The 23,755-nt window shown below is 71.3% G+C and carries 18 protein-coding genes and 1 riboswitch; of the genes, 13 read left to right on the top strand and 5 right to left on the bottom strand.

From position 1 onward, the window contains the following. Window positions 1-197 precede the first annotated feature (197 nt). Window positions 198-1,745 (top strand): RNA polymerase sigma factor, encoded by a 1,548-nt coding sequence (locus AB0E14_RS24900; protein ID WP_362422102.1) that lies wholly within the window; start codon window positions 198-200, stop codon window positions 1,743-1,745. A gap of 152 nt (window positions 1,746-1,897) precedes the next feature. Then, window positions 1,898-2,716 (top strand): serine protease, encoded by an 819-nt coding sequence (locus tag AB0E14_RS24895; protein ID WP_362422099.1) that lies wholly within the window; start codon window positions 1,898-1,900, stop codon window positions 2,714-2,716. 115 nt (window positions 2,717-2,831) lie between these two features. On the opposite strand, the gene AB0E14_RS24890 is transcribed toward AB0E14_RS24895, so the two are convergent. Continuing rightward, window positions 2,832-3,062 (bottom strand): hypothetical protein, encoded by a 231-nt coding sequence (locus AB0E14_RS24890; protein ID WP_137992866.1) that lies wholly within the window; start codon window positions 3,060-3,062, stop codon window positions 2,832-2,834. A 433-nt stretch (window positions 3,063-3,495) separates the two neighbouring features. Between AB0E14_RS24890 and AB0E14_RS24885 the strand changes: the two genes are divergently transcribed. The 5 genes from AB0E14_RS24885 (at window position 3,496) to AB0E14_RS24865 (ending at window position 10,021) form a co-directional block, all read left to right on the top strand. Beyond that, entirely contained in the window at window positions 3,496-5,613 is a 2,118-nt protein-coding gene (locus AB0E14_RS24885) for a DNA topoisomerase IV subunit B (protein WP_362422095.1), read from the top strand. Window positions 5,614-5,815: 202 nt separating this feature from the next. Further along, complete coding sequence (locus tag AB0E14_RS24880; RefSeq protein WP_362422092.1) at window positions 5,816-6,925, top strand: histidine kinase; 1,110 nt, start codon at window positions 5,816-5,818, stop codon at window positions 6,923-6,925. Next, window positions 6,922-7,665 (top strand): response regulator transcription factor, encoded by a 744-nt coding sequence (locus AB0E14_RS24875; protein WP_362422089.1) that lies wholly within the window; start codon window positions 6,922-6,924, stop codon window positions 7,663-7,665. Before AB0E14_RS24880 ends, AB0E14_RS24875 begins: the two co-directional genes overlap by 4 nt. 98 nt (window positions 7,666-7,763) lie before the next feature. Further along, window positions 7,764-8,426 carry a DUF485 domain-containing protein gene (locus tag AB0E14_RS24870; protein ID WP_362422086.1) on the top strand — a complete coding sequence of 221 codons (663 nt, stop codon included), beginning with the start codon at window positions 7,764-7,766 and terminating at the stop codon, window positions 8,424-8,426. Then, window positions 8,423-10,021, top strand: coding sequence for a cation acetate symporter (locus AB0E14_RS24865; RefSeq protein ID WP_362422083.1), 1,599 nt, complete (start codon window positions 8,423-8,425; stop codon window positions 10,019-10,021). The genes AB0E14_RS24870 and AB0E14_RS24865 overlap by 4 nt, the downstream gene beginning before the upstream one ends. Window positions 10,022-10,045: 24 nt before the next feature. On the opposite strand, the gene AB0E14_RS24860 is transcribed toward AB0E14_RS24865, so the two are convergent. Both AB0E14_RS24860 and AB0E14_RS24855 read right to left on the bottom strand, forming a co-directional pair. Then, window positions 10,046-10,729 carry a response regulator gene (locus AB0E14_RS24860; protein WP_362422080.1) on the bottom strand — a complete coding sequence of 228 codons (684 nt, stop codon included), beginning with the start codon at window positions 10,727-10,729 and terminating at the stop codon, window positions 10,046-10,048. Then, window positions 10,726-12,456 (bottom strand): sensor histidine kinase, encoded by a 1,731-nt coding sequence (locus tag AB0E14_RS24855; protein ID WP_362422076.1) that lies wholly within the window; start codon window positions 12,454-12,456, stop codon window positions 10,726-10,728. Before AB0E14_RS24855 ends, AB0E14_RS24860 begins: the two co-directional genes overlap by 4 nt. 349 nt (window positions 12,457-12,805) lie before the next feature. On the opposite strand from AB0E14_RS24855, the gene AB0E14_RS24850 reads away from it, so the two are divergent. Continuing rightward, window positions 12,806-13,870 carry a GTP-binding protein gene (locus AB0E14_RS24850; RefSeq protein WP_362422074.1) on the top strand — a complete coding sequence of 355 codons (1,065 nt, stop codon included), beginning with the start codon at window positions 12,806-12,808 and terminating at the stop codon, window positions 13,868-13,870. Here the strand turns inward: AB0E14_RS24850 and AB0E14_RS24845 are convergent. Then, window positions 13,867-16,326, bottom strand: coding sequence for a DNA topoisomerase IV subunit A (locus tag AB0E14_RS24845; RefSeq protein ID WP_362422071.1), 2,460 nt, complete (start codon window positions 16,324-16,326; stop codon window positions 13,867-13,869). The two genes, AB0E14_RS24850 and AB0E14_RS24845, sit on opposite strands and share 4 nt — an antisense overlap. Before the next feature lie 294 nt (window positions 16,327-16,620). Here AB0E14_RS24845 and AB0E14_RS24840 point away from each other — a divergent pair, with 294 nt between their 5' ends. The 4 genes from AB0E14_RS24840 (at window position 16,621) to AB0E14_RS24825 (ending at window position 21,458) form a co-directional block, all read left to right on the top strand. Next, window positions 16,621-17,982 carry a pitrilysin family protein gene (locus AB0E14_RS24840; RefSeq protein WP_362422069.1) on the top strand — a complete coding sequence of 454 codons (1,362 nt, stop codon included), beginning with the start codon at window positions 16,621-16,623 and terminating at the stop codon, window positions 17,980-17,982. Window positions 17,983-18,008: 26 nt separating this feature from the next. Continuing rightward, window positions 18,009-19,376, top strand: coding sequence for a pitrilysin family protein (locus AB0E14_RS24835; RefSeq protein WP_362422191.1), 1,368 nt, complete (start codon window positions 18,009-18,011; stop codon window positions 19,374-19,376). 249 nt (window positions 19,377-19,625) lie between these two features. Continuing rightward, a riboswitch (cyclic di-AMP (ydaO/yuaA leader) is annotated at window positions 19,626-19,792 on the top strand. Between the two features lie 12 nt (window positions 19,793-19,804). Beyond that, complete coding sequence (locus AB0E14_RS24830) at window positions 19,805-20,590, top strand: M23 family metallopeptidase (RefSeq protein WP_362422066.1); 786 nt, start codon at window positions 19,805-19,807, stop codon at window positions 20,588-20,590. Window positions 20,591-20,765: 175 nt separating this feature from the next. After that, window positions 20,766-21,458, top strand: a complete 693-nt coding sequence (locus tag AB0E14_RS24825) for a GntR family transcriptional regulator (protein ID WP_362422063.1) — start codon at window positions 20,766-20,768, stop codon at window positions 21,456-21,458. 200 nt (window positions 21,459-21,658) lie between these two features. Here AB0E14_RS24825 and AB0E14_RS24820 read toward each other — a convergent pair whose 3' ends face one another. Beyond that, window positions 21,659-21,940 carry an HPr family phosphocarrier protein gene (locus AB0E14_RS24820; protein ID WP_030118648.1) on the bottom strand — a complete coding sequence of 94 codons (282 nt, stop codon included), beginning with the start codon at window positions 21,938-21,940 and terminating at the stop codon, window positions 21,659-21,661. A 176-nt stretch (window positions 21,941-22,116) separates the two neighbouring features. On the opposite strand from AB0E14_RS24820, the gene AB0E14_RS24815 reads away from it, so the two are divergent. Beyond that, window positions 22,117-23,755, top strand: a 1,639-nt coding sequence (locus AB0E14_RS24815) for a GNAT family N-acetyltransferase (protein ID WP_362422059.1), incomplete at its 3' end; no start/stop codon positions are given.

Raw genomic sequence — 23,755 nt, 5'->3', positions numbered from 1 at the left:
TGGGCGTAACACTCCTCGAAGCCGTGCGATGACCTAAGAGGTGACAGCCGAGGAAGGAATACAGCAGCCGTCTCAGGCGCTGTGCAGTTCCCCGGTCCAGCCCGCGCCGTCGGCACATTCCCCGTCGACGGTCGTCGGCTCCGGCCCGATCCCGGGCGGAGCCGGAAGCCGTTTTCCATCGTTCCGAGAGGTTGTTCGTGTCGGCCAGCACATCCCGTACGCTCCCGCCGGAGATCGCCGAGTCCGAGTCTGTGATGGCGCTCATCGAGCGGGGAAAGGCTGATGGGCAGATCGCCGGCGATGACGTGCGTCGGGCCTTCGAGGCTGACCAGATTCCGCCAACCCAGTGGAAGAATGTTCTGCGCAGCCTCAACCAGATCCTCGAGGAAGAGGGTGTGACGCTGATGGTCAGTGCAGCGGAGTCGCCGAAGCGCGCCCGCAAGAGCGTCGCAGCGAAGAGCCCGGCCAAGCGCACCGCCACCAAGACCGTCACCGCCAAGACGACCGTGACGAAGCCCGTCGCGGCCGCGTCGGCGGCCCCGGCGGCAGAGGGCGCAGACCCGGCCGACGAGGCCGGAGCGCCGGCCAAGAAGGCGGCCGCCAAGAAGACCGCCGCCAAGAAGACGGTGGCGAAGAAGACCGTCGCCAAGAAGACGACGGCCAAGAAGACCGCCGCCAAGAAGGACGCCGACGAGGCCATCGAGGGCGAGGAGCTGCTCGACGACGTCGCGCCCGGCAAGGGCGAGGACGAAGAGGCCGAGGGCGAGAACAAGGGCTTCGTCCTGTCCGACGAGGACGAGGACGACGCTCCGGCGCAGCAGGTCGCCGTCGCGGGTGCCACCGCCGACCCGGTCAAGGACTACCTCAAGCAGATCGGCAAGGTCCCGCTGCTCAACGCCGAGCAGGAGGTCGAACTCGCCAAGCGCATCGAGGCCGGTCTGTTCGCCGAGGACAAGCTGGCCAACTCCGACAAGCTGGCGCCCAAGCTCAAGCGTGAGCTGGAGATCATCGCCGAGGACGGCCGCCGCGCCAAGAACCACCTCCTGGAGGCCAACCTCCGCCTGGTGGTCTCGCTGGCCAAGCGCTACACCGGCCGCGGCATGCTCTTCCTGGACCTGATCCAGGAGGGCAACCTGGGTCTGATCCGCGCCGTCGAGAAGTTCGACTACACCAAGGGCTACAAGTTCTCCACGTACGCCACCTGGTGGATCCGTCAGGCGATCACCCGCGCCATGGCCGACCAGGCCCGCACCATCCGTATCCCGGTGCACATGGTCGAGGTCATCAACAAGCTCGCGCGCGTCCAGCGCCAGATGCTCCAGGACCTGGGCCGCGAGCCCACCCCGGAGGAGCTGGCCAAGGAGCTCGACATGACCCCGGAGAAGGTCATCGAGGTCCAGAAGTACGGTCGCGAGCCGATCTCCCTCCACACGCCGCTGGGTGAGGACGGCGACAGCGAGTTCGGCGACCTGATCGAGGACTCCGAGGCGGTCGTCCCGGCCGACGCGGTCAGCTTCACGCTCCTCCAGGAGCAGCTGCACTCCGTCCTCGACACGCTCTCCGAGCGTGAGGCCGGCGTGGTCTCCATGCGCTTCGGTCTCACCGACGGCCAGCCGAAGACGCTGGACGAGATCGGCAAGGTCTACGGCGTGACGCGTGAGCGCATCCGCCAGATCGAGTCGAAGACCATGTCGAAGCTGCGCCACCCGTCCCGTTCCCAGGTGCTGCGCGACTACCTCGACTAGTCCGCGACCCGGTCGACCGGTCGGCGAACGTTCGAACTGGAGGGCCCGGTTCCCCGAAAGGGGGCCGGGCCCTTCGGCATTGCGCGGGTGCACGGCGGGAAAGCCTGAACGACGCTGGGTGAACCGACATCACCGGAGAGTCAGGAGGCTCTATGCGTCGCCCCATCGCCCGAGCAGTGACCGCTGCCCTGGGCCTGATCTCGACTGCGGCCGGTCCGTTCGCCGCCGTCGCCCCCGCAGCCGCCGACAGCGTCGTGGTGGGCGGACAGCCCGCCGAGGCTGCGGACGCTCCGTGGGCCGTGGCGCTCTCCAGCCGTGACCGGTTCGGGGGTATGCGGGCGGGGCAGTTCTGCGGGGGAGTGGTCGTGGCGCCGACCAAGGTGCTGACCGCGGCCCACTGCCTGGGCAGGGACGTCCTGGGAGGGGAGCCGTCGCAGCTGCCCGACTTCAAGGTGATCGCGGGCCGGAGCGCCCTGTACGGCCAGGGTGGCCACGAGATCCGTGTCTCCGGTACCTGGATCAGTCCGGACTACGACCCGACGGCCAACACCAACGATCTCGCCGTCCTGACGCTGGCGACCGCGCTGCCGCAGTCGTACGTGATCAGGACCGCCGTCCCCGGGGACGCGGCCGAGAGGCCCGGCACGGCGGCGGACGTGTACGGCTGGGGGGACACCACGGGAAACGGGACCTACGCCTCAGCCCTGCGCTCCGCGCGCGTCCAGGTGCTGCCCGACGCGTCGTGCGAGCGGGCCTACCCGGGCGGCTTCGGGGCCGCGTACCGGCCCGGCACGATGCTGTGCGCCGGTGATCCTCAGGGGGGCCGGGACGCCTGCCAGGGGGACAGCGGCGGGCCGCTCGTGGCCGCGGGGCGGCTCATCGGTCTTGTGTCCTGGGGGAGCGGCTGCGGGCAGCCCGAGAACCCGGGCGTCTACACGCGCGTCTCGACGGTGCTGCCGGAGAACTTCTGAGTCTCGGGCGTCAGGGCCCTGGACGCCAGAACGGGCGGCCACCCCCCTGGGTGCGGGGGTGGCCGCCCGTCGGCCGGTCGGAGACCGGCCCATGGCTCGTCGTGGATGCGAGGCGTCAGCGGTCCTCGTCTACTGCCTTGGCCGGCACATCGGTGAGCCGGTCGGTCTCATCCTGTATTTCCGCGGCGATCTTCTTGAGTTCCGGCTCGAACTTGCGACCGTGGTGGGCGCAGAAGAGCAAGTCACCGCCGCTTGTCAGGACGACGCGCAGGTACGCCTGGGCGCCGCAGCGGTCGCAGCGGTCAGCGGCCGTCAGGGGGCTCGCGGGGGTCAGAACAGTAGTCACGTCGCCTCTTCTCTAGCTCGACGAGCTGTCGTACCAGGGTCAACATCCAACCAGGCCGAAAACGTTCCCGCTCGTGGCTTTTCCTCGAAACTTCTTCCCGAGGTGGCTGTCTGCTGCCGGTTGGCGGCGAATGAGCCGTATTGCTTCGCTCTACGGATTTCGCATTGCTTGTCTCGGTTTCGTCCTCCCGGCTGGGTTGCCGGTTGTTCATGAGGACGTGCCCGGAGCCTAAATGGTTCATGCCTGGAAGGGAACGTGATGTTCGCGTCACCCCTTCGAGGGATCGAACACCCATGCGACTCTGCACTAGCATGAGAAATCAGGAGGGTGGCGTGACAACGGCTCTACCAGGCATCGGTACCCTCTGACCGGTGAATGACGCCGGGCCTTACCCCACCGGGCCAGTTTTCAAATTCAGCGAGGAGCGAACCGCGTGACCGCCGAGACGTCCGTGCCGTCCAGTGCGCTGCTGACCGCAGACCGTGACGGTTCCAACTACACCGCTCGGCACCTGCTCGTACTCGAAGGGCTCGAAGCCGTCCGCAAGCGCCCCGGTATGTACATCGGGTCCACCGACAGCCGCGGCCTGATGCACTGCCTCTGGGAGATCATCGACAACTCGGTCGACGAAGCCCTCGGCGGCTACTGCGACCACATCGACGTGATCCTCCACGACGACGGCTCCGTCGAGGTGCGCGACAACGGCCGGGGCATCCCGGTCGACATCGAGCCGAAGACCGGGCTCTCCGGCGTCGAGGTCGTCATGACGAAGCTCCACGCCGGCGGAAAGTTCGGCGGTGGCTCGTACGCGGCCTCCGGCGGTCTGCACGGCGTCGGCGCGTCCGTGGTGAACGCGCTCTCGGCCCGGCTCGACGTCGAGGTCGACCGGAGCAGCGCGACGCACGCGATCAGCTTCCGCCGGGGGGTCCCCGGCATCTTCACCGAGCAGGGCCCCGACAGCCCCTTCGACCCGTCCAACGGCCTCCTCAAGGGCAAGCGCGTCCCCAAGACCCGCACCGGCACCCGCATCCGGTACTGGGCGGACCGCCAGATCTTCCTCAAGGACGCCAAGCTCTCCCTGGAGCACCTGCACCAGCGCGCCCGGCAGACCGCCTTCCTGGTCCCCGGTCTGACCATCGTCGTCCGCGACGAGCGCGACCTGGAGGGTGTGGGCAAGAGCGAGGAGACGTTCCGCTTCGACGGCGGCATCAGCGAGTTCTGCGAGTTCCTCGCCCAGGACAAGGCCGTCTGCGACGTGCTCCGGCTGACCGGCCAGGGCACCTTCAAGGAGACCGTCCCGGTCCTCGACGACCGCGGCCACATGACGCCGACCGAGGTCACCCGCGAGCTGGGCGTCGATGTCGCCCTGCGCTGGGGCACCGGCTACGACAGCACCGTCCGGTCGTTCGTGAACATCATCGCCACCCCCAAGGGCGGCACCCATGTCTCGGGCTTCGACCAGGCCGTCACCAAAACCGTCAACGAGGTCCTGCGCTCCGCGAAGATGCTGCGCGTCGCCGAGGACGACATCGTCAAGGACGACGCCCTCGAGGGCCTCACGGCCGTCGTGACCGTCCGGCTGGCCGAGCCGCAGTTCGAGGGCCAGACCAAGGAGGTGCTCGGCACCTCGGCGGCCCGCCGGATCGTCGCCAACGTGGTCGCCAAGGAGCTCAAGGCCTTCCTCACGTCCACCAAGCGTGACGACAAGGCCCAGGCCCGGGCCGTCCTGGAGAAGGCCGTAGCGGCCGCCAGGACCCGGATCGCGGCCCGCCAGCACAAGGAGGCGCAGCGCAGGAAGACCGCGCTGGAATCCTCCTCCCTGCCGGCGAAGCTCGCCGACTGCCGCAGCGACGACGTCGAGCGCAGCGAGCTCTTCATCGTCGAGGGAGACTCCGCGCTCGGCACCGCCAAGCTCGCGCGGAACAGTGAGTTCCAGGCCCTGCTGCCGATCCGCGGCAAGATCCTCAACGTCCAGAAGTCCTCCGTCTCGGACATGCTCAAGAACGCCGAGTGCGGGGCGATCATCCAGGTCATAGGAGCCGGCTCGGGCCGCACCTTCGACATCGACGCGGCCCGGTACGGCAAGATCGTGCTCCTCGTCGACGCCGACGTCGACGGCGCGCACATCCGGTGCCTGCTGCTGACCCTCTTCCAGCGCTACATGCGGCCGATGGTCGAGGCGGGCCGCGTCTTCGCCGCCGTTCCGCCGCTGCACCGGATCGAGCTCGTCCAGCCCAAGAAGGGCCAGGACAAGTACGTCTACACCTATTCGGACAACGAGCTGCGCCAGACCCTGCTCGAGTTCCAGCGCAAGGGGGTCCGCTTCAAGGACGCCATCCAGCGCTACAAGGGCCTCGGCGAGATGGACGCCGACCAGCTGGCGGAGACCACCATGGATCCGCGCCACCGGACCCTGCGCCGGATCAACATCGGCGACCTGGACTCGGCCGAGCAGGTCTTCGACCTCCTCATGGGCAATGACGTGGCGCCCCGCAAGGAGTTCATCACCAGCTCGGCGGCGACGCTCGACCGTTCGCGCATCGACGCGTAGTCGGCCGTCCACCCAGGGGTGGAGCTGCAAAGCTCCACCCCTGAGCCGATCACAGCCCCGCCTCCGCTCCGTAACATCGAAGTGACGGAGGGGGACGGATGTGAAGAGCGACAAGTCGACCGGGCGATGGCTCGTGTGGCCCGTGCCCGAGGCGCTGACTCGGGTGGGTGTGCCACGCGGCCGCCTTGTGATCGACGGAATCATGTTCACCGCGGTCAGTGGGTGGACCGTGGTCAGCGCCTATCTCTCGGGCGTCTTCCCCGGTGGGTACGGGATCCTCCCACCGCTGGGCCTCGGCCTTGCGGTGGCCGCGCTCTGCGGCTACCACCGGACGACCCTCGCCAACCGGCTCCTGCCCTCCGTCGGCCTGCTCGGGGCCGTCGCCGGCCTCGGCCTCGCGGCGCACCTCGCGGGAGCGCACGTCCCCGCGACCCTGCTCTGGATCGTCGTGTCCATCGCCGCCATGCAGCGACTGCCGATGCCCGTGGCCCTGGCCACCGTGCTGCTGCTCTCCGGGGGGTTCGTCGACGCCGACGAGACCGGGATCGTCGGCGCCGCGGTCACGACCGCCGCCGTCCTGCTCACCGGGTACACCGTCCGCCTGGATGCCGAGGCGCGGGGCGCCGGGTTCCGACTGCTCGCCCAGGAGCGCGTCGCACGCGAGGCAGAGGCGGCCTCCGCTGCCCTGGCCGAGCGGGCCAGGATCGCGCGCGAGATCCATGACGTCCTGGCGCACAGCCTCTCCGCGCAGATGGTGCACCTGGAGGCCGCCCGACTCCAGATCGAGGCCGGGGCCGAGCGCGAGACGATCCTGGAGCGGGTGGTCGCGGCCCGCTCCATGGCCCGGGAGGGACTCGCCGAGACCCGGCAGGCCCTCTCCGCGCTCCGCGGCGACATGGTGCCCGTCGAGGACTATCTGCGGGAGCTCGCGCGGGAGGACCGGGCCGAGGTGCACGTGACCGGTGCCCGTCGGCAGTTGCCCGCGGAAGCCTCCCAGGCCGTACGGAGAGTGGCGCAGGAAGCTCTCACCAACGTCCGCAAGCACGCTCCGGGGGCCAGGACTCGCCTGCTCCTGGCCTACGAGACGGGTGAAGTGGCCCTGGAGATACGGGACTCGGGCGCGGCCGGCGGGTCGCTGGGCGCAGCCGGAGTGGCCGGAGCGCCCGGTGTGGTCGAGGGAGCGGGACTGAGCGCCTCGGGGTCCGGCTATGGGCTGCTGGGCATGCGGGAGCGCGCCGAACTCCTCGGCGGGTCGCTGGACGCGGGACCCGAGGGCGACGGTTTCGCGGTGCGGCTGAGGGTGCCGGCATGAGCGGGCTCGGGAACCGGTCCGAGGGCCGTGGGGTCGCTCGGGTGATCGTCGCCGACGACCAGTCCATGGTCAGGGAGGGCATCGTGCTCGTGCTGGGGCTGTTGCCCGGCATCGAGGTGGTCGGAGCGGCCAAGGACGGCGAGGAGGCCGTCGCGCTGACCGCCGAACTGGCCCCCGACGTGGTGCTGATGGACCTCCGGATGCCGCGCTGCGACGGCGTCGAGGCGACCCGGAGGATTCGCGCCGAGCACCCTGGCACCGAGGTGGTGGTCCTCACCACGTACGCCGACGACGACTCCCTCTTCCCGGCGCTCAGGGCCGGCGCGCGGGGCTACCTCACCAAGGACGCCGGAGGGGAGGAGATCGTGCGCGCGGTGCACGATGTGCTCGACGGGCGCGCCGGACTGGCTCCCGCCGTCCAACGGCGGCTCCTGGAAGAGCTGATGGTCGAGCCCGATCGGCGTCGCAGGCCCGTCGGCGACCCACCGCGAGGCCGGCCGAGGCGGCAAGCGGCCGCCTTGCCCGACGGGCTCACCGACCGCGAGGCGGAGGTGCTCGTCCTGGTCGCTGACGGCCTCTCCAACCAGGAGATCGGTGCGCGGCTGAACATCTCCACCGCCACGGTGAAGACCCATATCAACAACCTCTTCGCCAAGACCGGAGTCCGCGACCGAGTGCAGGCGGTCCGGTACGCATATCGGCACGGGCTCGTCGCACCACCAGGAGAATCCATCACCTGATGGGGTGAAGAGAGGAGGGAGAAGAGTCCTGGATCTTCCCGCTCTGTCCATCCTTGGGCACGCGGCCGAAACGGTTCGCTGACAAGGAGAGTTCAGCGGTGGAGAAGGACGAAGGGCCGGGCGTGCCGGCGGTGCGGATCGACGACCCCTGGTACGACGCACTCGCCTCCGGCTGGGGCGAGTCGGCCGGCGCGGAGGCGGCGGCCGGCGAGGACGCGACCGCCGATCCGGCGGCCGGGGCCGTACCGCGACAGCAGGCGGAGCACGGTTCGGGGTGGGACATCACCCACGGTTCGGGGGCAGGCTCCGCGCACGGCTCGCTGCATGGCTCCGCGCATGGTCCGACACCTGGGTCCGATCACCGGACGACGCGCGGGGCCGAGCACGGGGCGGCGCGTGGCTCCGGGCACGGGGAGGCGCGCAGCTCCGACCGGCGCACGGCCGCCATCTATCTGGAGGTCCAGCGCAGTCCGGCATTCCAGGAAGTGCGCAGCCGATACCGGCGGTTCGTGATCCCGGCGGCGCTCGCCTTTCTCCTCTGGTACCTCGCCTATGTCGTGGCGGCGACGGCGGCGCCCGGGCTGATGGCCCGGCCCGTGATCGGGATGGTCAACGTGGCCATGCTCGCCGGGCTCGGGCAGTTCCTCACCACCTTCCTACTGACCTGGGCCTACGCCCGGCACGCCCGGCTGCGGCGGGACCGGGCCGCCCTGGAGCTGCGCTGGACGGTGTTCGACGAGACGCGGGGAGTGCAGGGGTGACCAACGACCATCAGATGCTCGCGCTGCTGCTGTTCAGCGCGTTCGTCGCCGTGACCCTCGGGATCACGACCTGGGTGAGCCGGAACCGGCATGGTTCCGCCGAGGAGTTCTACGCCGGGGGGCGGCTCTTCTCGCCCATGGAGAACGGTTTCGCCATCGCCGGCGACTACATGTCCGCCGCCTCCTTCCTCGGCATCTCGGGCCTGATCGCGCTCTTCGGGTACGACGGCATGCTGTACTCCGTCGGATTCCTCGTCGCCTGGCTGGTCGTGCTCCTCCTGGTGGCCGAACTGGTGCGCAACTGCGGACGGTTCACGCTCGCCGACGTGGTCGCGGCCCGGATGGCGGAGCGCCCCGTCCGGATCGCCGCCGGAACGTCCTCCGTCACGGTCTCCGTGCTCTATCTGGTGGCCCAGATGGTCGGGGCGGGCAGCCTGGTCGCCCTCCTCCTCGGCGGCACCAGCGAGGCCGCCCGCTCCTGGACCGTCATCGGCGTCGGCGCGCTCATGGTGATCTACGTGTCGCTCGGCGGCATGCGGGCCACCACCTGGATCCAGATCGTCAAGGCCGTCCTGCTCATCGCCGGCACCATCGCCCTGACCGTGCTGGTACTGCTCCGCTTCCACGGCGACTTCAACCAGCTGCTCGCCACCGCCGCCGAACGCAGCGGACACGGACGGGACTTCCTCGCGCCGGGCCTGCGCTACGGCGGCGAATGGACCGCCCGGCTGGACTTCATCAGCCTCGGACTCGCCCTCGTCCTGGGCACCGCCGGTCTGCCGCACATCCTGTCCCGGTTCTACACCGTGCCGACCGCGCGGGCCGCCCGCCGTTCGGTCGTCTGGGCCATCGGACTCATCGGTGGCTTCTACCTCATGACGATCGTCCTTGGATTCGGCGCCGCCGCGATCATCGGGCCTGACGCCGTCCGCGCCTCCAACGCCGCAGGTAACACGGCCGTACCGCTGCTCGCCCTCGACCTCGGCGGAGGAGCCGGATCGACCGGGGGCACGGTGCTGTTCGCGATCGTCGCCGCCATCGCCTTCGCCACCATCCTGGCCGTCGTCGCCGGCATCACGCTCGCCTCGTCCGCCTCCGTCGCCCACGACCTGTACGCGACGCTGCGCCGCAGACGCGCGCGGGCGAAACGGTACAGCGAGGTGACCGTGGCGCGGATGGCCGCGGCCGGGATCGGCGCGGCAGCGATCGGGCTCGGCCTGCTCGCCCGCGACCTCAACGTGGCCTTCCTGGTCGGTCTCGCCTTCGCGGTCGCCGCCTCGGCCAACCTGCCGGTGCTGCTCTACTCGCTGTTCTGGCGGAACTTCACCACGCGGGGCGCCGTCTGGTCGGTGTACGGAGGGCTCGTTCCGGCGATGCTGCTCGTGCTCCTCTCCCCGGTCGTCTCCGGCAGCCCGGAGGCGCTCTTCCCCGGCGTGGACTTCCAGCTCTTCCCGCTCCAGAACCCGGGCCTGGTCTCCATCCCGCTCGGCTTCCTGGCGGGCTGGATCGGCACCGTCACCTCCACCGAACCGCCGGACGCGGCCAAGCACGCGGAGACCGAGGTCAGGGCGCTCACCGGCGCGGGGGCGGTCTGAGACGCGCGGGGCGGTGCGCCGGGCTCAGCCCGTCGCCTTCACCCACACGTACCGGTGCTCGGGGCGGCCCGTCTCGCCGTACTTCAGCGAGAGCCGCACCCGGTCCGCCCGTTCGAGCAGCTTGAGATAGCGCTGGGCGGTCTGCCGGCTCACCCCCGCCCGCTCGGCGATCTCCTGCGCGGACAGGGCCCCGTCGGCGGCCAGCAGCACCTGGCGCACCAACTCCGCCGTGGTGGGGGAGTGGCCCTTGGGCAGGTCCGGCTCCACCGTGCCCGCCGAGAGCGTGCCGAAGATCCGGTCGACCTCGGCCTGTTCGGCCTCGCCGCCGCGTTCGAGGGTGTCGCGGAGGGTCGCGTACGCCTCCAGCTTGGTACGCAGCCCGGCGAAGGAGAAGGGCTTGACCAGGTACTGCAGCGCGCCGTGGCGCATCGCCGCCTGGACGGTCGCCACGTCACGTGCGGCCGTGACCATGATCACGTCGGTCTGGTGGCCGAGGCGGCGCAGCTCCCGTACGACCGCGAGCCCGTTCTCGTCCGGCAGATAGTGGTCGAGCAGGATCAGGTCGACCGGGACCTCGCTCAGCCGGGCGAGCGCCTCGGCCGTGGAGTGGGCGCTGGCGACGACCCGGAAGCCGGGCACCTTCGCCACGTACGCCGCGTTGATCCGCGCCACGCGAGTGTCGTCGTCCACGACCAGTACGTCGATCATCGGGGCTCTCCCACGGCGGCACGGTCTGTCGGGTCGGCCGGGTCTGCCGGAGCCGGCTCCGTCCCTGCCACCGACTCCGTGGGCTCCTCGTCGCTCAGGGCCTCCGGGAGGACGACCGTGAACTCGGCGCCGCCGCCGTCCGGGCCCGTGCCGACCCGGGCGCTGCCGCCCCGGCGCTCGGCGAGCCGGCGCACCAGGGCGAGGCCCAGGCCCCGCTTGCCGTGGGAGGGCAGCTCCTTGGTGGTCCAGCCCTCCGTGAAGATCAGCTCGCGCCGGTCGTCCGGCACACCGGGCCCGCTGTCGGTGACCCGCAGGACGGCCGTACGGCCCTCGGCCCGCAGCGCGATCTCCACGCGCGCGTGGGCGGTGCCCGCGGCGGCGTCCAGGGCGTTGTCGACGAGATTGCCGACGACCGTGACCAGCTCACGGGGGTCGACCAGCCGGTCGGGGAGGAGCGAGTCGGCCGAGATCCGCAGCGAGACGCCCCGCTCGGCGGCGACGGTGGCCTTGCCCACCAGGAGCGCGGCGAGGAGCGGGTCGTGCACCTTCTCCGTGACCTGCTCGGCGGTGGCCCGGTGGACGCCGACGACCTCGGTGACGAACTCGACCGCCTCGTCGTGCATCTCCAGCTCCAGCAGGCCGAGGAGGGTGTGCAGCCGGTTGGCGTGCTCGTGGTCCTGGGCGCGCAGAGCGTCGATCAGGCCCCGGGTGGAGTCCAGCTCCCGGCCGAGGCGCTCCAGCTCGGTGCGGTCGCGGAGGGTCGCGACGGCGCCACCGTCGTCCGTCGGCATCCGGTTGGCGATCAGCACACGGTGGCCTCGGACGGTCACCAGGTCCTCGCCGGTGACCCGGCCGGCCAGAACGTCGGCCGTTCGGCCCGGACCGAGCGCCTCCTCCAGGGGACGCCCGGTCGCTTCGGGGCCTATGCCGAGCAGCCGCTGGGCCTCGTCGTTCAGGAGCCGGACGCGCCCGGTGCGGTCGAGCGCGACAACACCCTCGCGGATGCCGTGCAGCATGGCCTCACGCTCGGCGAGGAGCGCGGAGATGTCCGAGAACGCCAGGTCGTGGGTCTGCCGCTGGAGCCTGCGGGAGATCAGGTACGCGGCCAGGGCACCGGCCGCCAGGGCTCCGCCCGCGTACGCGAGGAGTCCGGGGATCGCCCCGAGGAGCCGGTCGTGGACGCTGTCGTACTCGATGCCGACGGAGACGGCACCGACGATGGCGCCGTTCGTGTCCCGGAGAGGAGCCTTGCCGCGCGCGGAGCGGCCCAGGGTGCCGTTGTCGATCTCCATGACCTCGCGCCCCGCGAGCGCGGCGCTGGGGTCCGTGGAGACGACCTTGCCGATCTGGGTGGGGTCGGTGTGGGACCAGCGCACGCCTCGGGTGTCCATGATCACGACGTACTCGGCCCCCGTGGCCTGCCGGATCCGCTCGGCCTCGCGCTGCACCGGGCCCGCGGTGGAGGGGGCGGTGGTTCGTAGGGCGGTCGCGACCTCGGGGGAGGCGGTGGTCTCGGCGATGGCGAGGGCGCGCCGCATGGCCTGGTCGTCGAGCTGGTCGCTCAGCGGCGCGAGGAAGAGGCCGGTGGCGAGCACGGTGACGCCGGTGGCGATGGCCAGCTGCATCAGCAGGACCTGGGCGAAGACCCGCCGCGGCCAGCCGAGACGCCTGCGTCGCGCGGGGCGCGGCGCGGGGTGAGGCGCGGGGGTGGTCCGTGCGGGGGTCATGGCAGGAACGGTACGGGGGTGGGGGCGGGGACCGGAAATGTGCGGGGCCCTGGGGCGGGCGGCGGGTGCGGTGTGGGTGGTGTGAGTGCGGGTGCGGGCCCGGGGTACGGCCGTGGGCCGGTGGGGGTGCGCCCGGCCTTCGGCCGGGCTGGGGTTCCCACCCGCACCACCCGTGCGACTCGGATGGCAGAGGTGCGGGTCGGCCCGCCGGGCGTAGGGCTCCGTCGGCGGCTGCGGGCTCCGGGCCGCGGCGGCTCCCCGCCACGGGCTGATGCGGAGTGAGCCGACAAGGCAGGCGCATGCCTATTCTGGGGGCTTTGGTGTGTCGTGTTTCGCCGGAGGGGTTCCCTTGACCAGCCAGCAGATTCCCGTCGTCGTTCTCTCCGGGTTCCTCGGGTCGGGCAAGACGACGCTGCTCAACCATCTGCTGCGCAGCGCCCGGGGGACCCGGATCGGTGTAATGGTCAACGACTTCGGGGACATCGGGATCGACGCCATGACCGTGGCCGGTCAGGTCGGCTCCACGGTCTCCCTCGGCAACGGCTGCCTGTGCTGTGCCGTCGACGCCAGCGAACTGGACGAGTACCTGGAGGTGCTCACCCGCCCCGAGACCCGTCTCGACGTGATCGTCATCGAGGCGAGCGGTCTTGCCGAGCCCCAGGAGCTGGTGCGGATGGTGCTCGCCAGCGAGAACGAGCGGGTCGTGTACGGCGGGCTCGTGCAGGTCGTCGACGCCGCCGAGTTCGCGCGGACGCGGGCCACGCACCCCGAGACCGACCGGCACCTGGCCCTCGCCGACCTCGTCGTCGTCAACAAGGCCGACCGGGTGAGCGAGGCGGAACTCGCCTCCGTGCACGAGGCCGTCGCCGGGCTCGCCGGGCGCGCGGCCGTGGTCCGCGCCGCGCACGGCCGGGTCGACCCGGAACTCCTCTTCGACCGGGTCGTGCCCGAGGGCGAGATCGAGGGCCAGATGTCGATCGAGGACCTGCTGTACGGGGACGACGACGCGCACGACCATCCGCACGCCGCCTACGAGACCCTTTCCCTGTCCTCCGGCACCGCGCTCCACCCGCGCCGGCTCATGGAGTTCCTCGACTCGCGGCCCGAGGGCCTCTACCGCATCAAGGGCTTCCTCGACTTCGGCGCCGCCGACCCCGCCAACCGCTACGCCGTGCACGCCGTCGGCAGGTTCCTGCGCTTCTACCCCGAGCCGTGGACGGCCGGGCAGGAGCGGCTCACCGAACTCGTCCTCATCGGCTCCGGCATCGACGCCGGCGCTCTGCGCAAGGCCCTCGACGGCTGCCGTGTGAACGGCCCGCAGGACGCCCCCGACGAGCACAGCATGTGGGGCGTCCTGCGGTACGTACAGGAGAACGATCCGGACGAGCCGGGCGACGCGGCCCAGGCCCTCTAGCTCGCCGGGCCCGCCACCACCGTGACCGGCTTCGGCAGCGGGGTGCCCGAGCCGTCGCGGCGCGGGTCGACCTCGGGCAGCTCCACCGGCATGCCGTTGTCCTGTGCGGCGTAGGCCGGGGTCGCGCCCGCCCAGGCCAGGATCAGCACGTCCTCGCCCTTCAGGAACCGCTGGCAGCGCACACCACCGGTCGCCCTGCCCTTGCGGGGGTACTGGTCGAACGGGGTCAGCTTCGCCGACGTACCGGCACCGGAGTCCAGCGTGCCCGTGGAGCCCGCGACCGTGAAGACCACCGCGTCCACGGCCGGGTCCACCGCCGTGAACGAGAGCACCTCGGCGCCGTCCGCCAGCTTGATGCCCGCCATGCCGCCCGCCGGCCGGCCCTGGGGCCGTACCTGCGAGGCCTGGTAGCGCAGCAGCTGGGCGTCCGAGGTGACGAAGACCAGGTCCTCCTCGCCCGTCCGCAGCTCGGTCGCGCCGACGATCCGGTCACCCTCCTTGAGGGTGATGACCTCGAGCTCGTCCTTGTTCGCCGGATAGTCCGGGACCACGCGCTTGACCACGCCCTGCAGCGTGCCGAGCGCCAGGCCCGGCGAGGACTCGTCGAGCGTGGTCAGGCAGACCACCGTCTCGTCGTCCTCCAGGGTCAGGAACTCGGCCAGGGGCGCCCCGCCCGCCAGGTTCGGCGCGGCGGCCGTGTCCGGCAGCTGGGGCAGGTCGATCACGGCGAGCCGCAGCAGCCGGCCGGCCGAGGTCACCGCGCCGACGTCGCCGCGCTGTGTCGCCGGGACCGCCGAGACGATCACGTCGTGCTTCGCCCGCTTGGCGTCCTCGCCGGGAGCCGGAACCTCCGCCGTCGCCGTACGCGCCAGCAGGCCCGTGGAGGACAGCAGCACCCGGCAGGGGTCGTCGGCGACCTGCAGGGACACGGCCGCGACCGGGGCGCCCGCCGACTCCAGCAGGACCGTCCGCCGGTCGGTGCCGAACTTCTTCGCCACCGCCGCCAGTTCGGCGGAGACCAGCTTGCGCAGCTCGTTGTCGGACTCCAGGATCCCGGTCAGCTCGTCGATCTCGCCGTTGAGCCGGTCGCGCTCGGTCTCCAGCTCGATCCGGTCGAACTTGGTCAGCCGGCGCAGCGGGGTGTCGAGGATGTACTGCGTCTGGACCTCGCTCAGCGAGAAGCGCTCGATCAGCCGCTCCTTCGCCTGCGCCGAGTTCTCGCTGGAGCGGATGAGGCGGATGACCTCGTCGATGTCGAGCAGCGCGACGAGCAGGCCCTCGACCAGGTGCAGCCGGTCGCGCTTCTTGCCCCGGCGGAACTCGGAGCGCCGGCGCACGACGTTGAAGCGGTGGTCGAGGTAGACCTCCAGGAGCTCCTTGAGGCCCAGCGTGAGCGGCTGGCCGTCGACCAGCGCCACGTTGTTGATGCCGAAGGACTCCTCCATCGGCGTCAGCTTGTAGAGCTGCTCCAGGACCGCCTCCGGCACGAAGCCGTTCTTGACCTCGATGACCAGGCGCAGGCCGTGGCTGCGGTCGGTGAGGTCCTTGACGTCGGCGATGCCCTGGAGCTTCTTGGAGCCGACCAGGTCCTTGATCTTGGAGATGACCTTCTCGGGGCCGACCGTGAAGGGCAGCTCGGTGACGACGATGCCCTTCCGTCGCGCCGTCACGTTCTCCACGGTCGTGGTGGCGCGGATCTTGAACGTGCCGCGGCCGTTCTCGTACGCGTCCTTGATGCCGGACAGGCCGACGATCCGGCCGCCGGTGGGCAGGTCGGGGCCGGGCACGAAGCGCATGAGCGCCTCGAGGTCCGCGTTCGGATGGCGGATCAGGTGCCGGGCGGCCGCGATGACCTCGCCCAGATTGTGCGGGGGCATGTTCGTCGCCATGCCGACGGCGATCCCGGAGGCGCCGTTGACCAGCAGGTTCGGGTACGCGGCGGGCAGCGCGACCGGCTCCTGCTCCTGGCCGTCGTAGTTCGGGGTGAAGTCGACGGTGTCCTCGTCGATGGACTCCGTCATCATCAGCGCGGCGGCGGCCATCTTCGACTCGGTGTACCGCATGGCGGCCGGCGGGTCGTCGTTGCCGAGCGAGCCGAAGTTGCCGTGGCCGTCGACCAGCGGGAGGCGCATGGAGAACGGCTGGGCCATGCGCACCATCGCGTCGTAGATCGACGCGTCGCCGTGCGGGTGCAGCTTGCCCATGACCTCGCCGACGACACGGGCGCACTTCACATAGCCGCGCTCGGGGCGGAGCCCCATCTCGTTCATCTGGTACACGATGCGGCGCTGCACCGGCTTCATGCCGTCGCGGGCGTCCGGCAGCGCGCGGGAGTAGATCACCGAGTACGCGTACTCGAGGAAGGAGCCCTGCATCTCGTCGACGACGTCGATGTCGAGGATCCTCTCCTCGAACGCGTCGTCCGGCGGCGGTGTCTTCGTGCTGCGGCGGGCCATCGCGGCTGCGGCTCCTTCACCAACAAGGTTGATCTGACGCGGACCATTGTGGACCGTCCCACCGACAACGTGGACCGCGACCCGGGTACGACGGCCCGTCGGCCGCCCGCGAGCCCCCGCGACCCGGAAGCGTGAGGCCCCCGCGACCCGGCGTCGCGAGCCCCCACGACCCGGCGTCGCGAGGCCCCCGCGACCCGGAAGAGGGACGCGGGGAAGCTGTGGGAACTTCGCGAGGTGTCGGTGCGCTTGCATAGGGTGGCAGGACTTTTCCATATCGCGATCGAAGGGACGTACATGCCCATGGGTCACACGGCCACGGCAGAGGCCGGCTCCGGCGGCCTGACAGCGACCGAGCACCGGCTGGCCAACGGCCTGCGTGTGGTGCTCTCCGAGGACCACCTGACCCCGGTCGCCGCGGTGTGCCTCTGGTACGACGTCGGCTCCCGCCACGAGGTCGCGGGCCGCACCGGCCTCGCCCACCTCTTCGAGCACCTGATGTTCCAGGGCTCCCAGCAGGTCAAGGGCAACGGCCACTTCGAGCTGGTGCAGGGTGCCGGCGGCTCGCTCAACGGCACGACGAGCTTCGAGCGCACCAACTACTTCGAGACCATGCCCACGCACCAGCTGGAGCTCGCGCTCTGGCTGGAGGCCGACCGCATGGGCTCCCTGCTCGCCGCCCTGGACGACGAGTCCATGGAGAACCAGCGGGACGTCGTCAAGAACGAGCGCCGTCAGCGGTACGACAACGTGCCCTACGGCACGGCCTTCGAGAAGCTGACCGCCCTCGCCTACCCCGGCGGCCACCCGTACCACCACACCCCGATCGGCTCCATGGCCGACCTGGACGCGGCGACGCTGGAGGACGCGCGGACCTTCTTCCGTACGTACTACGCGCCGAACAACGCGGTCCTGTCGGTCGTCGGCGACATCGACCCGGCGCAGACGCTGGCCTGGATCGAGAAGTACTTCGGCTCCATCCCGTCCCACGACGGCAAGCTGCCCCCGCGCGACGGCACCCTGCCCGACACCATCGGGGAGCAGCTGCGCGAGGTCGTCGAGGAGGAGGTCCCGGCCCGTGCGCTGATGGCGGCCTACCGCCTCCCGCACGACGGCACGCGCGCGTGCGACGCCGCGGACCTCGCCCTCACCGTCCTCGGTGGTGGCGAGTCCTCACGGCTCCACAACCGCCTTGTGCGCCGCGACCGCACGGCCGTGGCCGCGGGCTTCGGCCTGCTGCGCCTGGCCGGCGCGCCCTCGCTGGGCTGGCTGGACGTCAAGACCTCCGGCGGCGTCGAGGTGCCCGAGATCGAGGCGGCCGTCGACGAGGAGCTGGCCCGCTTCGCCGCCGAGGGCCCGACGCCCGAGGAGATGGAGCGCGCCCAGGCCCAGTTGGAGCGCGAGTGGCTGGACCGGCTCGGCACGGTCGCGGGCCGCGCCGACGAACTGTGCCGCTTCGCGGTCCTGTTCGGCGACCCGCAGCTCGCCCTGACGGCCGTCAACCGGGTCCTGGACGTCACCGCCGAGGAGGTGCGGGAGGTCGCCGCCGCCCGACTGCGCCCGGACAACCGCGCGGTGCTGGTCTACGAACCCGTCGGCGACGACCAGAGCGACGACGAGCAGAGCGACAGCGACGAGGAAGAGGGAGCGGACCAGTGACCGACGCTGCCGCGTCTTTGACGAGCATGACGTTCCATCCGCAGCCCCAGCCGGGCGCGGCCAAGCCCTGGGCCTTCCCCGCCCCCGACCGCGGCGCGCTGGACAACGGCATGACCGTCCTGCGCTGCCACCGCCCCGGCCAGCAGGTCGTGGCCGTCGAGATCTTCTTCGACGCCCCGCTGGAGGCCGAGCCCGCGGGTCTCGACGGCGTCGCCACGATCATGGCCCGTGCCCTCTCCGAGGGCACCGACCAGCACACCGCCGAGGAGTTCGCCGCCGAGCTGGAGCGCTGCGGTGCCACGCTCGACGCGCACGCGGACCACCCGGGCGTACGGGTCTCCCTGGAGGTTCCCGTCTCCCGGCTCCCCAAGGCGCTCGGGCTGCTCTCCGAGGCCCTGATCGCGCCGGCGTTCCTCGAGACCGAGGTCGAGCGCCTGGTGCGCAACAGGCTCGACGAGATCCCGCACGAGACGGCCAACCCGGCCCGCCGGGCGGCCAAGCAGCTCTCCAAGGAGCTCTTCCCGGCCGAGTCCCGCATGTCCCGGCCGCGCCAGGGCACCGAGGAGACGGTGACGGCCATCGACGCCGCCGCCGTCCGTGCCTTCTTCCAGAAGCACCTGCGGCCCTCCACGGCCACCGCCGTGGTCGTCGGCGACCTGACCGACGTGGACCTGGACAAGGTCCTCGCCGAGTCGCTCGGCGCCTGGACGGGGGACAGCGCGGAGCCCCGGCCCATGCCGCCGATCACGGCCGACGACACCGGCCGTGTGGTCATCGTCGACCGGCCGGGCGCCGTCCAGACGCAGCTCCTGATCGGCCGCGTCGGCGCCGACCGGCACGACCGCGTCTGGCCGGCCCAGGTCCTCGGCACGTACTGCCTCGGCGGCACGCTCACCTCCCGCCTGGACCGCGTCCTGCGCGAGGAGAAGGGCTACACCTACGGCGTCCGCGCCTTCGGTCAGGTCCTGCGCTCCGACGGCGCGGGCCACGGCGCCTCGATGCTCGCCATCAGCGGCTCCGTGGACACCCCCAACACCGTCCCGGCACTTGACGACCTGTGGAAGGTGCTGCGCACCCTCGCCGCCGAGGGTCTGACGGACGCCGAGCGCGACGTGGCCGTGCAGAACCTGGTGGGCGTGGCACCGCTCAAGTACGAGACCGCGGCCTCCGTCGCGGCGACCCTCGCCGACCAGGTCGAGCAGCACCTCCCGGACGACTTCCAGGCGCAGTTGTACGCGCGCCTGGCCGAGACCGGCACGGTCGAGGCGACGGCCGCCGTCGTCAACGCCTTCCCGGTGGACCGGCTCGTCACCGTCCTGGTGGGCGACGCGGCCGAGATCGAGGAGCCCGTACGGGCCCTCGGCATCGGTGAAGTCACCGTCGTCACCGGCTGATCGAGCGGCGGTGCGCCGCTGTCGACGCCCCGCCTCGGCAGCTCCGCGCCGCCGTCGGAACGGAGCGACCGGAGGGCCCCGACGTCACGTTACGTCGGGGTCCTCCGCTATGTCCGTATTGGTGGGGAGGGTGTTCGTATGTCCTGTGGCATGTCTTACAAACTGGCGTGTCTGTTTGGTGATTGAAAGACGGTCCGCATAGCGTCGGTCCGGCTGTTCGCCAGTTGCACCCGCCGCGCCCGCGGCATCGGACAGTCATCGCCGAGTCCCCGTCAGGCGCGAGCCTGGGGAGCCGGGGACCCACACGAAGTCCCTGGGGTGAATCGGACGCCTTCGCATCCGTGCGGAGGGGCCCGTAGGAGACCTTCCTGCTCCGAACCCGTCAGCTAACCCGGTAGGCGAGAAGGAAGGAAAGGATCAGCCACTTCATGGCGTTCACCCGTGCCACCGGGAAGCATCGTGGTCCGAGCCGACTGGCGCGCCGCCGCGCGGGCGTCGCCGGAGTCGCGACCCTCGCGACCGCCGGTGTCATCGGCACCCTGGCCTCCCCGGCGTTCGCCGCCGACACGGAAGCCCCCTCCCTTGAGGACACCGGCCTGACCCAGGTCGTCGCCGCCGACAACGCCCTCGCCGACAAGATCGACGCCCAGGCCGCCGCGCAGGAGCGCGAGGCAGCCGAGGCCGAGGCCAAGCGCGTCGCCGAGGCCCGCGCCAAGGCGGAGGCCAAGCGCAAGGCCGAGGCCCGCGCCAAGGAGATCCGCGAGGCCAAGGAGCGCGCCGCCCGCGAGGCCGAGCGCAAGCGCCTGAACTCCTTCCAGCTCCCCGTGGCCGGTTCGTACGTCTCGACCGGCTACAAGACCGGTGGCTCCCTCTGGTCCTCCGGCAGCCACTCCGGCGTCGACTTCCACGCCGCGTACGGCACCAAGGTCGTCTCCGTCGGCTCCGGCACCGTCGTCGAGGCCGGCTGGGGCGGCGCGTACGGCAACAACATCGTGATCCGGATGAACGACGGCACGTACACCCAGTACGGGCACCTCTCGGCCATCAGCGTCTCCGTCGGCCAGTCCGTCACCCCGGGCCAGCAGATAGGCATCTCGGGCTCGACCGGCAACTCGACCGGTCCGCACCTCCACTTCGAGGCCCGCACCACCGCCGAGTACGGCTCGGACATCAACCCGGTCGCGTACCTCCGCGCCCGCGGCGTGAACGTCTGACCGGACGTTCCCCCGACCCGCACCGCACGTCAGAAAAGCCCCGGCTCGTACTGAGCCGGGGCTTTTCGCTGACCAAAAGATATCCATGATTCCCGAGGAGCCGTCGGAAATACCGCCCTGCTGCAATAGAGTCGCCGGACAACCGGTTTCGCGCGTATTAAGGCGGAGGTCGATCATGCGCATTCCCGCGCACTCGGTGTGCACGGCGATCCGGGACGACATCGTCACCGGCGTCTTCGAGCGCGGCAGCCGGCTGACCGAGGAGCAGCTGGCCCGTCGGTACGGAGTCTCCCGCGTCCCGGTCCGCGAGGCGCTGCGCACCCTGGAGTCCGAGGGCTTCGTGATCACCCGCCGACACGCGGGCGCCCAGGTGGCCGAGCCCACCGAGCAGGAGGCGGCCGACCTCCTGGACATGCGCTCGCTCCTCGAACCGCTCGGCGCGGCCCGGGCCGCGCAGCGCCGCACCGAGGCCCACCTCAAGGTGCTGCGGGGCCTGGTCAGACTGGGGCAGGAGCGGGCCAGGCGAGGCCAGGGGGACGACCTGCGCTCACTCGGCGGCTGGTTCCACGAGACCCTGGCCCAGGCCTCGGGCAGCCCCGCGCTCACCGCCCTGCTCACCCAGCTGCGCCACAAGATCGCCTGGATGTATGCCGTCGAGGCCCCCGCCCAGCCGGTCGAGGCCTGGGCGGAGCACGGCGCGATCGTGGACGCGGTGGCGCGCGGAGATGCCGAACGGGCCCGGGCGCTGACCGCGCTGCACGCCGAGCGCTCCCTGCTGCTGCACCGGCTGAAGCGCCCGGACCGGCCCCCGCGCGGGCGTGTGAGGACTTCGCAACATGTCGTCAACACCGCGAGCGGTCGGAATTAACGAACGGGCCGTATACAAAGAGAGGGGAATTCGAGGGGCTTTTTCGTGCTGCCCGGAGACGGCGGAATTCGGCGCGGATTTTGATGGCGTTCGCCCGCCGCTCCGGAGAAAAGGGAATGAAAGAAGCCGCACCCGCCGGCGTCGCGGCGTGTGCGGCTTCCCGTGAATGCGGCCGGACCCTCGGTCCGGCCGGGCATCCGTCAGACGGTCTCGGGGAGCTCCTCGAGCCCCTCGGCAACCAGCTTCGCCAGACGGTCGAGCGCGGCCTCGGCGCCGTCGGCGTCCGAAGCGAGCACGATCTCCTCGCCGCCCTGCGCGCCCAGACCGAGCACCGCGAGCATCGACGCGGCGTTCACCGGGTTGCCATCGGCCTTGGCGATCGTCACGGGGACGCCGGAGGCCGTGGCGGCACGGACGAAGATGGAGGCGGGGCGGGCGTGCAGGCCCTCGGCCCAACCGACGTTGACGCGGCGCTCAGCCATGGTGTTGCCCTTCAAGTCTCAAGCGGGTTGTCTAGACCAGTCTCTCACGGGTTGCGGGATGCTCGTCGCCGACCTTCGACCCCTGTCGGGGGGCCGTACGGTCCTCCCTACCTTGCATGGTGCACAAGCGCCACGCGACCGGTGCCCGTGTCGGACCCCGGCCGTACGCTTGCCCCATGCAGAGCGCGTCGGAACGGCCGGAGCAAGCGGAACACGACTACCCCGACCACTGGGAAGCGGACGTGGTCCTCCGCGACGGCGGCACGGCGCGCATCCGGCCCATCACCGCCGACGACGCCGACCGGCTGGTCAGCTTCTACGAGCAGGTCTCGGACGAGTCGAAGTACTACCGCTTCTTCGCGCCCTACCCCAGGCTCTCCGCCAAGGACGTGCACCGCTTCACCCACCACGACTTCGTGGACCGGGTGGGCCTCGCGGCGACGGTCGGCGGCGAGTTCATCGCCACCGTGCGGTACGACCGGATCGACGACCGCGGCATGCCCGCCTCCGCGCCGGCCGACGAGGCCGAGGTCGCCTTCCTCGTCCAGGACGCCCACCAGGGTCGCGGCGTGGCCTCCGCCCTGCTCGAACACATCGCGGCCGTGGCGCGCGAGCGGGACATCCGGCGGTTCGCCGCCGAGGTGCTGCCCGCCAACACCAAGATGATCAAAGTCTTCACGGACGCCGGCTACACCCAGAAGCGGAGCTTCGAGGACGGTTCCGTACGGCTCCACCTCGACCTGGAACCCACCGACCGCTCGCTCGCCGTGCAGCGCGCGCGGGAACAGCGGGCGGAGGCCCGCTCGGTGCAGCGCCTCCTCACCCCCGGCTCGGTCGCCGTCGTCGGAGCCGGCCGCACCCCCGGCGGGGTCGGCCGGACGGTCCTGCGCAACCTCCTCGACGGCGGCTTCACCGGACGGACGTACGCGGTGAACCGCGCGCTCACCGAGGAGCCCGGCACGATCGACGGAGTGCCGGCCTTCCGTTCCCTCGGGGACATCGGCGAACCGGTGGACCTCGCGATCCTGGCCGTCCCCGCCGAGCGGGTGCCGGAAGCGGTCGCCGACTGCGGAGAGCACGGGGTGCGGGGCCTCGTCGTCCTCTCGGCCGGGTACGCGGAGACCGGGTCGGGCGAGGGCCGGGACCGGCAGCGGGAACTGGTACGGCAGGCCCGCTCGTACGGCATGCGGATCATCGGCCCCAACGCCTTCGGGATCATCACCACCTCGGCCGACGTCCGGCTGAACGCCTCGCTGGCACCGCAGCTCCCGGCCGCCGGACGGATCGGGCTCTTCACTCAGTCGGGCGCGATCGGGATCGCCCTCCTCGCCGGACTGCACCGGCACGGCGCGGGGATCTCCAGCTTCATCTCGGCGGGCAACCGCGCGGACGTCTCAGGAAACGACTTCCTTCAGTACTGGTACGACGACCCGGAGACGGACGTCGTCCTCCTCTACCTGGAGTCGATCGGGAACCCGCGGAAGTTCACCCGGCTGGCCCGGCGCACGGCCGCGGTCAAGCCCGTCGTCGTGGTCAGGGGCGCGCGGCACAGCGGGAGCGCCCCACCGGGACACCGGGTGCCGGTCACCCGGATCCCGTACGCCACCGTCTCCGAACTGCTCCGGCAGGCCGGCGTCATCCGCGTCGACACGGTCACCGAGCTCGTCGACGCGGGGCTGCTCCTGGCGGGCCAGCCGCTGCCGGCCGGGCCGCGCGTCGCCTCGGGCTTGCCGGACTTCTTGGCGTCCTGGACGAAGGCGATCTTGTCGGCGGGTATGCCGCCCTCGACCATGAGCCGCTTCAGCTCGGCGTACG

The sequence above is a fragment of the Streptomyces sp. NPDC047981 genome, assembly GCF_040653315.1.
Classification (GTDB): Bacteria; Actinomycetota; Actinomycetes; order Streptomycetales; family Streptomycetaceae; genus Streptomyces.
The sequence above is the reverse complement of the archived record's forward strand: the minus strand, read 5'-3'. Positions and strand labels throughout refer to the sequence as shown.